We start from the raw sequence: 10,336 nt of genomic DNA on the forward strand, positions 1-10,336 counted from the left end.
GCAGCATGCGACGTCGAGCGGCCTCTCCACTCACCGCGATTTCCCTCGTTGCCGGCCTCTCTGCTCAGGCCCCGCCGCTGAAACGCCTGGGCCCCTCTGGTGAAACCCCTAGGCCCCGCCGGTGAAACGCCCCTCGCCAGGCCGGTTCGCTCGGAAACGCAGCGCCGACCACCGCTCATCGATTGCCACCTGCCCGCAAGGCCGCATGTCGAACTCCGCCACGATGGGCCAGAGGGTGTCTCGGTTGATGTCCGCCTTGTTGGCTTTCGGGTAGGCGATCCAGACCGCCGCCGGTTTCTTGAGATCTTCGGCGTGCTCCTCCATCAGCTTTCGGGCGGCAGCCGCGTCCTCGGCGAACGCCACCGCTGCGCTGGCCGTCGCAGGCGAGTCGACTTCGCGTACGCCGTCGGGCATGGGTGTCAACAGCGGGAGGTGGGCGGGGTTGGAGAGCCAGATCGTGGTGTTGGGCTTGATCAGGAGTTTTTCGGCGATCGTCTTCGTCATGCCGTTCACGCTGCCACTGACCAAGGTCCTTATCCAGTGACGTGGCGGGCCTGTGGATAACTGGGGTCGACTGCTCGGGTTGCCTGTGGATAACGCGAGAATCGTTTTTCGGCCGGGCTGGTAGACATGCGGACGTGGAAACGACGCGAGAGGCAGTCAGCGACGCTGAGCGGATGGCCGTGCGGGAGTGCGCCGAGGAGGTCCTTCGGCGGCTCGCCGGGGATCATGCTGTGCTGCGTGAGGATCAGTGGCGGGCGATCGAGGCGTTGGTCATCGACCGTCGGCGCGTGCTGTGCGTGCAGCGTACGGGATGGGGCAAATCCGCCGTTTATTTCGTCGCCACCGCTTTGTTGCGCGACGGGGTGACGGCCGAGCCGGGCGACCCACCGGCTGGCCCGACGGTCATCGTGTCGCCGCTGCTGGCCCTCATGCGCAACCAGGTCGAAGCGGCGGCTCGGGCCGGCATTCGCGCGCGCACCATCAACTCAGCCAACCTCGACGAGTGGGACGAGATCACGGCCGAAATCCGCAGCGGTGCCGTCGACGTGCTGCTGATCAGCCCCGAGCGGCTCAACAATCCGGATTTCCGGGACAACGTGCTGCCCGGCTTGGCCGCGAGCACCGGCTTACTCGTCGTTGACGAGGCGCACTGTGTTTCCGACTGGGGGCATGACTTCCGCCCCGACTACCGGCGGCTGCGAACTTTCCTGGCGGGGTTGCCTGGACGTACACCGGTGCTTGCCACCACCGCGACGGCGAATGCGCGCGTGACCGCCGACGTGGCTGAGCAGCTCGGGGACGCTCTGGTGCTGCGCGGCACGCTCGATCGCGATTCGCTGCGGCTGGCGGCGCTCGACCTGCCCGATCCGGCGCATCGCCTGGCGTGGCTGGCGGACCACCTCGAGAAACTGCCGGGGTCGGGCATTGTTTACACGTTGACTGTGGCTGCGGCGACGGAGACGGCCGAGTTTTTGCGGTCGCGGGGGTTTGCTGTGGCTTCGTACACCGGGCAGGTCGAGGATAGTGACCGGCGTGCTGCCGAGCGGGACTTGATGGATAACAAGATCAAGGCCTTGGTCGCCACGTCTGCGCTCGGAATGGGTTTCGACAAACCCGATTTGGGATTCGTGGTGCATCTCGGGGCGCCGCCGTCGCCCATTGCGTATTACCAACAGGTCGGACGCGCCGGTCGAGCGGTGCAACATGCCGAAGTGGTGCTGTTGCCGGGGCCCGAGGACGCTGCGATTTGGCGGTATTTCGCGTCGCTGGCATTTCCGCCCGAGGACCAGGTCCGTACCGTGTTGAAGGCATTGCCGGTCGATCGTCCTCTTTCGACGCAAGCGCTCGAACCCATCGTTGACCTGCGCCGCGCCCGGCTTGAACTCATGCTCAAGGTGCTCGACGTCGACGGAGCCGTCCGGCGCACCCGGGGCGGATGGCTGAGCACCGGCGAACCGTGGACCTACGACACAACCCGATTGCGGAGGGTCGCAGAAGCACGAAAAACCGAGCAAAAATCGATGATTTCGTACGCCCAGACAACGACCTGCCGCATGGAGTTCTTGCGCCAATGCCTCGACGATCCTGAGGCGCAGCCGTGTGGCCGGTGCGACAACTGCGCCGGTCCCCTGTTCGACAACGCCGTTTCCGCGGAATCCCTCTCGGCGGCGAACGTGTTCCTCGGTCGTCCCGGAGTCGACATCGCACCCAAGAAACTGTGGCCGAGCGGAATGGCCGCGGTCGGAGTCGGGCTCAAGGGCAAGATCGGCCCCGCCGAACAGATCGAGCCGGGGCGAGCCGTGGGCCGCTTGTCCGACCAGGGCTGGGGCGCTCGCCTGAGGACCTTGGTAGCGCCGGAGGCTGCGGACGGATCGATCACCGACGAACTTGCCGGTGCGGTGGTTGAGGTCTTGAAAACCTGGGCGCACGGGGACGGCGCCTGGCAGAAACGGCCGGCGGCGGTCGTGGCGGTAGGTTCGCATCGCCGGCCTGAACTGGTGCAAAGCGTGGCTGCACGGATCGCGGCGGTGGGCAGATTGCCCCTGCTGGGCACGCTGACGTCCACCCACCGCGGCGATGACGGGCCTCGCGGCAACAGCGCCCAGCGGGTGCTTGCACTGCACGACGCTTTCACGGTTCCGGCCGAGGTGGCCGACGCTCTGCCTGGGCTGAGCGGACCGGTCCTGCTGGTGGACGACCTGGTGGACTCCGGTTGGACCATGGCGATTGCGGGGCGGGCGCTGCGGCGTGCAGGCGCGGAGGGGGTGCTGCCGTTCGCCCTGGCGGTGGCGGGCTGACGGAAAGGCCTTGGGTTCCCCAGCGGTAGGGCTTGCCGAGCCGGCCTTATGCGAACTGGACGACGCGCCCGGCTGACCGTGGACGTAGTGCGGAGCGGCAGACAAACCGGCGGCAGGCAAACGGTCATTCAGGCGGGTGGGTGAAGGTGTATACGGGTGGGGGGTATCATGGGGGACATGGCCGCCGACCAGTCGCACGATCCCCAGAGGTTGCCCTCCGACGACTCGGGGGCCGAGAAGCACGACCATCATGGGCCGCACGGTTATTCGGGGGACAAGGCTGCGCTGCTCGGCCGGCTGCGGCGTATCGAGGGGCAGATCCGGGGACTGCAGCGGATGGTCGACGAGGACACGTACTGCATCGATGTTCTCACCCAGATCTCCGCGGCGAAGAGTGCCCTGCAGGCCGTTGCTGTTGGCCTGTTGGAAGACCACCTCGCCCACTGTGTCGTCGACGCCGCCCGCGCTGGCGACCCCACCGCCAAGGTCAAGGAAGCGTCCGACGCGATTGCCCGGCTCGTCCGGTCCTGAGCTCCGAAAGGTAAGCCCACCATGGCTGTCACCAGCACCTACACCGTTTCCGGCATGACCTGCAGCCACTGCGTGCAGGCCGTCACCAGCGAGCTGTCCGAGATTCCCGGCGTCGCCGACGTCCAGGTCGACCTCGGTAGCGGCGCGGTGACAGTGATCAGCGCCGAGCCGCTCGCCGACGACGCGGTCCGTGCCGCAGTCGACGAGGCCGGCTACGAGCTCGCCAATGTCTGAGGTGCTGACCGTTGACAGGCCCGAGGAAAAGGAGCGCGGGACCACCTTCCGGCTGGCCGCCTTTGGTGCCGTGCTGGTCATCGTGCTGTTCGCCGGCTACGGCATCGGTCGCCTGAACAACTCGGTCGAGAACGCGTCCGCCGCTACCTCGCACCAAAGCGCGGCGCAGCAGGGCGCGGCGCAGCAGGGCGCAATGCCTGGCATGCCGGGTATGTCGGGTGGGAGCAGCACCGGAACGCACGACGACACCGGCGCGGCCCCGCACATGCACAACACCGACGGAACGGTCACCCAGGTGGCGGGTTCCAGTTCCGCATCCGTGGGCGGGCTCGCGCTCACCAGCAGCGGACTCACCTTGCAGCCGCAAAGTACGACCCTGCAAGCTGCCCGCAGGCAGACCTGGAAGTTCAAGATCACGGCTTCCGGCGGCGCGCCGGTCACCACGTACGCGGTGGTGCACGACAAGCCACTCCACCTCATCGTGATCCGGCGGGACCTGAGCGGCTTCCAGCACCTGCACCCCACCATGGCCCCCGACGGCACCTGGTCCATTGACCTCACCCTCGCCGCGCCGGGCATGTACCGCGCGATCGCCGACTTCACCGCCGTCGTGGGGGGCCAGCAAACCCCCGCCACCCTGGGCGTGGACCTCACCATCGCCGGTAACTACCAACCCCTCGCGCTCCCCGCCCCAGCCACGCAGGCAACTGCAGACGACTTCACCGTCAGCTATGAGGGAACCCCGCAAATCGGTTCAACCCAACCCCTGCTTCTGACGGTACGAGACCAGAGCGGCCAACCCGCCGAACTGGAGCCCTACCTCGGCGCGTTCGGTCACCTGGTCGTTCTGCGTGAGGGCGATGTGGGCTACGTCCACGTCCACCCCGAGCCCGACCTCGCTGATGGCGCGGTCAAGTTCTGGCTCGCTGCGCCGGGGCCGGGACGGTACCGGATGTTCTTCGACTTCCAGGTCGCGGGGAAGGTCCACACCGCCGCTTTCAGCGCGATCGTCGCCGGTTGAGGCGGGGGTTTGGACGCAGGGATGGTCGCCGCTGGGCAGCCGCCACCAACCCCCACCCCACAGATCAACTCTGGCCAGGGCACCCCTCGCCAGTTAGGCTGCCCTAACTAGCATGGAGGTGCTGCGATGACGTTGGCCGACCTTCCCACTGATCGACTTTCTGTCAGGTTGCGGACCGGTACCAGGGGCGATCACGATGCTGCTCAAGGTAGTGGCTTCCTTGATCGGCTGGCTGAGGGGAGTTTGCCTCGGGAGGCGTACGCGGATCTGGCTGTGCAGCACTATTTCATCTACGAGACGTTGGAAGGCGCTGCTGTCGCGATGGCCGCCGACCCCGTCGCCGGCCCGTTCGTCTTTCCTGCGTTGACTCGGCTGCCTGCTCTTGCCGCAGATCTCGCATTCCTGGGGCACGAGCCCGTTGAGCCGCTCCCGGCTACGCATGCATACTGCGAGCGGCTTCGTGAGGTGGCGTTTGATGAGCCGTGGGGATTCATCGCGCACCATTACACGCGTTACCTCGGTGACCTTTCCGGGGGTCAGTATCTGGGGCCGGCCATTGCCAAGGCTTACGGACTTGATGGGCCGGGGCACCACTTCTTCGTCTTCGAGGGAGTTCAGCCGCCGGCGTTTCGTACCCGCTATCGGGAATTGCTTGATGAACTGTGCTTCACCCCGGCGGACGAGGAGTGCTTCTTGGCCGAGGTGACCGAGGCCTACCGGCTGAACATTGCCGTTCTTGCGGAACTCAAGGAGCGGTGGGCGTGACGTTCCCGCAGGAAGTTGTCGAGCAGATCGCCCGGCACATGAACGGCGATCACGCTGACGATAACGTGCTTATCGTGCGCGGATTGGGCGGTGTGCCGTCGGCTTCTGCGGCTCGGATGTCCGGGATGGACGCGGAAGGAATGGACTTCGACGCCACAGTGAATGGCATTGTCGTACCCGTGCGCATTCCGTTCTCGCAACGGCTGACCGAGCGGCGGCAGGTGCGGGGCGAGGCCGTTCGCATGTATCAGCAAGCGTGCCTCGAGCTGGGCATTCAACCGCAGCATTAACGGTACGAAAAAAAGGGGCGCCCCGGCACCGGGACGCCCCTTTTAACAACTACCTCTAGTCCTCGGAACCCGTTCCGGCCCCGGCCTCGGAGCCACCGGACATGTCCGCGGAAACGCTTGCACCATCCTCGCCGCCACCCCGGGGGCTGCGACGCCGACGCCGGCGCGGCCGCGACTCGCCATCGACCGCCGAGCCCGAGCCGTCGGCCGCTGAAGAGGAAGCCTCCGAAGGGGAAGCCGCTGAGGCGGAGGCCGGCGAAGCATCCGACGTAGAGCCCGCCACAGAAGGTGAGGAAGCAGCAGCGGAAGAAGAGGCCGAGGCGCCATCCTCATTTACCCGCCGGCGCCGACGCTCCCGCCGCGGCCGCTCCGAACCCTCGTCCGAAGAGGGAGAAGAAGGAGCCTCGGAACCGGCGCTGCCCTCATCCGAAGGACCGCGACGCGACCGGCCCCGCGTCCGTGGCGACCGCCCGCCGCCGCTCTCACGTCCACCGCGCTTGCGCGTGCTGCCCAGGTCCTCCTCGACCTCAGCCGACAGCCCGACGCGGTTGCGTTCCGCGGTCGGCAGCGTGCCCGAGATCTCCGAGGGAATGTCCAGGTCGGCGTAGAGTGCCGCAGACGTGTGGTAGGTCTCCGGCGGCTGCGGCATGTTGAGCCCCATCGACTTGTCGATGAGCGCCCAGCGCGGCATGTCCTCCCAGTCCACGAACGTCACGGCGACGCCGGTTGCGCCTGCCCGCCCGGTGCGGCCGATGCGGTGCGTGTAGGTGTCCGCGTCTTCCGGGCAGTCGTAGTTGATCACGTGCGTGACGCCGGAGACGTCGAGGCCCCGGGCTGCCACATCGGTGGCCACCAGGACGTCGATTTTCCCGGTACGGAACGCGCGCAGCGCCCGCTCGCGGGCACCCTGGCCGAGGTCACCGTGGACGGCTGCCACCGCGAAGCCGCGGAAGTCGAGGTCCTCGGCCACCCGGTCGGCTGCTCTCTTCGTACGGGTGAAAATCATCGTCAGTCCACGGCCTCGCGCCTGCAGGATGCGCGCCACCATTTCCAGCTTGTTCAGCGGGTGGGTGCGGTAGACGACCTGCTTGGTCAGCGGCGACGGACCGCTTTCCGTGGTGTGACCGGCGTGGATGGTCACCGGGTGGGTCAGGAACCGGCGCGAGAGCGCGACGATCGGGTCCGGCATGGTCGCCGAGAACAGCATCGTCTGGCGCTGCTCCGGAAGCATGGCCAGGATCTTCTCGACGTCCTCCAGGAAGCCGAGGTCCAGCATGCGGTCGGCCTCGTCGAGCACCAGCGCCTTGATGGACTTGAGGTTGAGCTGCTTCTGCTTGGCCAGGTCGAGCAGGCGGCCGGGCGTGCCGACCAGGATCTCGACGCCCTTCTTGAGCACCTCGACCTGCGGCTCGTAGGCCACGCCACCGTAGATCGGCAGCACGCGCACGCCACGGGTCGCACCGGCCGCCGCGAGGTCGCGGGCCACCTGCAGGCCCAGCTCGCGGGTCGGGACGACGATCAGGGCCTGGGGCTTGCCGTCGGCGCCCTCGGCGGGGGAGGTGACCCGCTCCAGGATGGGCAGGCCGAAACCGAGCGTCTTGCCGGTGCCGGTGGGCGCCTGGCCGATCAGGTCGGTGCCGCGCAGGGCGATCGGGAGCGCGTACTCCTGGATCGCGAAGGCCCGGGTGATGCCGGCCGCGGCCAGGGCCTCCACCGTCTCCGCACGCACGCCGAGCTCGGCGAACGTCGGGCTGTCGGAGCGGACGGGGGCCCGGGTCAGCACCGGTACAAGTGCGGGTTCGTTCTCATTCTGGTCGATGTCGGTCATGAAGTTCTACGGGTGCCTCTCGTGGTGCGCCCGTCGAATTCCTGGGCGCGGTCTGGATTGGGCGCGGGCCACACGCGAGAAGAACTATCGCGGGCCGCACGCGCGTCGCCGTGGCGATGTCAGCGGCGCATCCAACCAGGTCTTTTGCCCGGCGTGGATCGGCGCTGAAGAGATCGACGTCTACGGCGACGGTGCCAGTCTACCCGACAGAAAGGTCATGCACCCGATGCCGAATGCTCAAGGCGCCGTAAAGCTGCGTCAGGGGGCCCCGCGAGGCCCCCTGACGTTTTGCTCCGAGGAGCAGCAATAACCGCGCGGTCAGCGCGTGGTGAAGCCGAACGGCCGGTTGGAGCTCTCGGCGATCTCCACGTAGGCCAGCTTGGCGGTCGGCACGATCACCCTGCGGCCCTTCTCGTCGGTCAGAGTCAGGACGCTGTCCTTGGCCATCGCCTCGGTCACCAGCTGCTCGACCTCGGCCGGCGTCTGCGCGCTCTCCAGCACCAGCTCGCGCGCGGCGTACTGCACGCCGATCTTGACCTCCACGGGGGTCCCTCCCTCTCAGCAGTCTTCCGATATGAAGGCTAGCCGATTTCCGCAGACGTTCCCGGAGTTGACTCACCCTGCAACGGGAAGCTGGCGATGCCGCGCCAGATCAGCGCCGCTACCAGCGCTTCCGCCTCGGCCTTGGGAGTCTGCCGTCCGGTGGCGAGCCAGTATTGCGCGGCTTGCCCGGCCGCCCCGACCAAGCCGGAGGCGATCAGCTCGGCGTTGGCCTGGCTCAGCCCGGTGTCGGAGACGACGGTGTCGGTGACCGCCGCGATGCAGCCCTGCTCCACGCGTTCGACCCGCTCGCGGACCTGGGGGTCGTTGCGCAGGTCGGACTCGAAGACCAGCCGGAACGCCTCGCTCTCATGATCCATGAATTCGAAGTAGGCGCGTACGGCCCCCTTGACGCGTTCCTTGTTGTCAGGGGTCGCCAGCATCGCGCTGCGCACCTTGGCGATTATTGCGTCGCAGTGCGTGTCCAGCAGCGCCAGATACAGCTCAAGCTTGCCCGGGAAGTGCTGATAGAGCACCGGCTTGGACACCCCGGCCCGTTCCGCGATCTCATCCATCGCGGCGGCGTGATAGCCCTGCGCCACGAAGATCTGCTGCGCGGCGGCAAGCAGTTGCTTGCGGCGCGCGGACCGCGGCAGGCGCGTCGGGCGTCCCGCCGTCTGTGCCCCTCCGGACGCAGCGGTCATGTGTACCAACCTCCGGTGTACAAGCGCGGTATGCCCGGATCATCATCTGTCGCGTTCCGGGGCGGGCAATTGCCGTGACGCTGCAACTTATCGCCACTGCCACCACACGGTAGCCTCAGCACGGGGCAAGCGAGGAGCGCGTGGTGGACGAAACAGGGCATTCCGGTGACGCGGGTACTGCGGAAGGTGGTATCGGTGCTGAGTCACGCGACCGCGCCCTGGTCAACGGCTGGTCCACCCGGGAGAGCCCATGGTCGAACGCCGGTGCCGCGCTGGATCCCGATGGCGCCGAGGATCCCTCCTGGCGCCGCCCGGTGACCGAGGCGGGAAATGGCCGCTTCTCCATGCCGCCCCCTCCGCCCTCGTTCCAGCCCGCCCCGGGCCCGGAGGCCGGGGGCGTCACCCAGCCGTTGCCCGGTTCCACGCCGGAGTCGCCCGCCCCGCGCTCGACCACCTACGCCGCCGACGGCCCGGACGGCGCCCGCCCCGTCACCCGCGCGAACGGCCGCGACCTGCCCGGCAGCCGTGATCTCCCATCCGGCCACGATCCGGCGAACGGCCGTGACCTGCCGGGCCGCGACCTGTCGAACGGTCGTGATGTGGCGACCGGCCGGGACGTGGCGCCGGGGCAGGAGGTGCCCCCGGGAGCGGACGGCCCGCGTACCGGCAACGGCTCGGCGCCGCACTGGTCGGACAACCGGGCCCGCTATTCCGCCCTGCTCAACCACTTGTCACCCGGCAACGGTAACGGCCAGCAAGCCCGCCTGCCCGAGCCGGCGCCGCGCCCCGACCCGCTGTCGCCGGAGCTGCTGCACGGCGATGAGACCACCCAGGTACGTCCGGCGCCGACGCTCCCGGCGAGCGCTCCGCCGTACCCGTATGAGGGTGATCTTGATGACGCCCGGCGCCCCGCGGCCGCGCGGCGGGCCGACTGGCAGACCCCCACCGCCGACTCCGCGCGGCATGCGCGCGAGCACAACCCCGCCGAGTCGCGTTCCGGTGATCACAACGTGAGCCGTCCGTCGTACGATCCCTCCAGCTTCCCGCGCCGGCTGCCCTACGAGCCGCCGCTACCGGGCTTCACCCGGTCCGGCGACCCCGGCACTGGATCCCGGCCCAGCGACCCCGGCATCGGCACCCGGTCCGGCGACCTCGGCCCCGCCAACCGCTCCGGCGATCCCGGACCCGGAAAAACGGGCGAGCAGAATTCTCCCGCTTTGCCGCAGCGCGTCCCGGCCCAGCCGGACGTGCCCACCGTCCCGGAGCCGCCGTCCGTGGAGCCCTCGGCCGAGACCCCCGCGCTGGCGCGGATTGCGACGCACCTGCGCCGTGATGACGCGTTGTCGAAGCAAGGCCGCCAGGATGGCTTCGACGTCAACGCCATCCTCGAGGCTGTCCGCGAGGTCGAAGGCGTCCGCGACGCCGCGCTGCGCACCACCCCGGCCGGCGCGCACAGCCTGCGCCTCGACCTGGCCGAGGGTGCCGACCCGGCCGAGGTGAGCCGGCAGGTGGCCCGGCTGCTGCAGGACCGGATGGGCCTGGACGCCGCGATGCAGGGAGCGATGCCGCTGGGTGGCGCGCCGGTTCCGCCCGCCCCGGCTCAGCGTTCGTCACCACCGGCC

Annotated in this window: 10 protein-coding genes and 1 pseudogene; 7 read left to right on the top strand and 4 right to left on the bottom strand. The window is 68.5% G+C overall.

Translation table 11 applies throughout. The features are described from left to right. Positions 1 to 108 precede the first annotated feature (108 nt). Complete coding sequence (locus TFC3_RS03795) at positions 109 to 504, bottom strand: hypothetical protein (protein ID WP_067495673.1); 396 nt, start codon at positions 502 to 504, stop codon at positions 109 to 111. A 173-nt stretch (positions 505 to 677) separates the two neighbouring features. Here TFC3_RS03795 and TFC3_RS03800 point away from each other — a divergent pair, with 173 nt between their 5' ends. The 6 genes from TFC3_RS03800 (at position 678) to TFC3_RS03825 (ending at position 5,642) form a co-directional block, all read left to right on the top strand. Continuing rightward, on the top strand, positions 678 to 2,801 hold the full coding sequence (locus tag TFC3_RS03800) for a DEAD/DEAH box helicase (RefSeq protein ID WP_067495676.1): 2,124 nt from the start codon (positions 678 to 680) through the stop codon (positions 2,799 to 2,801). Positions 2,802 to 2,978: 177 nt separating this feature from the next. Beyond that, the gene (locus tag TFC3_RS03805; RefSeq protein WP_369819563.1) at positions 2,979 to 3,332 is read left to right on the top strand and encodes a metal-sensitive transcriptional regulator; all 354 of its coding nucleotides are present in this window, start codon (positions 2,979 to 2,981) and stop codon (positions 3,330 to 3,332) included. A 21-nt stretch (positions 3,333 to 3,353) separates the two neighbouring features. Next, on the top strand, positions 3,354 to 3,566 hold the full coding sequence (locus TFC3_RS03810) for a heavy-metal-associated domain-containing protein (protein ID WP_067495679.1): 213 nt from the start codon (positions 3,354 to 3,356) through the stop codon (positions 3,564 to 3,566). After that, positions 3,559 to 4,587 carry a hypothetical protein gene (locus TFC3_RS03815; RefSeq protein ID WP_082771847.1) on the top strand — a complete coding sequence of 343 codons (1,029 nt, stop codon included), beginning with the start codon at positions 3,559 to 3,561 and terminating at the stop codon, positions 4,585 to 4,587. The genes TFC3_RS03810 and TFC3_RS03815 overlap by 8 nt, the downstream gene beginning before the upstream one ends. A gap of 126 nt (positions 4,588 to 4,713) precedes the next feature. Then, complete coding sequence (locus TFC3_RS03820; RefSeq protein ID WP_067495682.1) at positions 4,714 to 5,352, top strand: heme oxygenase (biliverdin-producing); 639 nt, start codon at positions 4,714 to 4,716, stop codon at positions 5,350 to 5,352. Then, on the top strand, positions 5,349 to 5,642 hold the full coding sequence (locus tag TFC3_RS03825) for a DUF2470 domain-containing protein (RefSeq protein ID WP_082772359.1): 294 nt from the start codon (positions 5,349 to 5,351) through the stop codon (positions 5,640 to 5,642). The genes TFC3_RS03820 and TFC3_RS03825 overlap by 4 nt, the downstream gene beginning before the upstream one ends. A gap of 55 nt (positions 5,643 to 5,697) precedes the next feature. On the opposite strand, the gene TFC3_RS03830 is transcribed toward TFC3_RS03825, so the two are convergent. The 3 genes from TFC3_RS03830 to TFC3_RS03840 all read right to left on the bottom strand — a co-directional run bounded on the left by TFC3_RS03830 (position 5,698) and on the right by TFC3_RS03840 (position 8,714). Beyond that, entirely contained in the window at positions 5,698 to 7,470 is a 1,773-nt protein-coding gene (locus TFC3_RS03830) for a DEAD/DEAH box helicase (RefSeq protein WP_067495685.1), read from the bottom strand. A gap of 318 nt (positions 7,471 to 7,788) precedes the next feature. Continuing rightward, entirely contained in the window at positions 7,789 to 8,013 is a 225-nt protein-coding gene (locus TFC3_RS03835; RefSeq protein ID WP_067495688.1) for a DUF3107 domain-containing protein, read from the bottom strand. 38 nt (positions 8,014 to 8,051) lie between these two features. Next, on the bottom strand, positions 8,052 to 8,714 hold the full coding sequence (locus TFC3_RS03840) for a TetR/AcrR family transcriptional regulator (protein WP_067495691.1): 663 nt from the start codon (positions 8,712 to 8,714) through the stop codon (positions 8,052 to 8,054). Between the two features lie 140 nt (positions 8,715 to 8,854). On the opposite strand from TFC3_RS03840, the pseudogene TFC3_RS39035 reads away from it, so the two are divergent. Next, positions 8,855 to 10,336 (top strand): annotated as a pseudogene (locus tag TFC3_RS39035) (hypothetical protein); the annotation flags it as partial.

Origin of the sequence: Actinoplanes sp. TFC3 (assembly GCF_001553785.1) — a bacterium.
Taxonomy (GTDB): domain Bacteria; phylum Actinomycetota; class Actinomycetes; order Mycobacteriales; family Micromonosporaceae; genus Actinoplanes.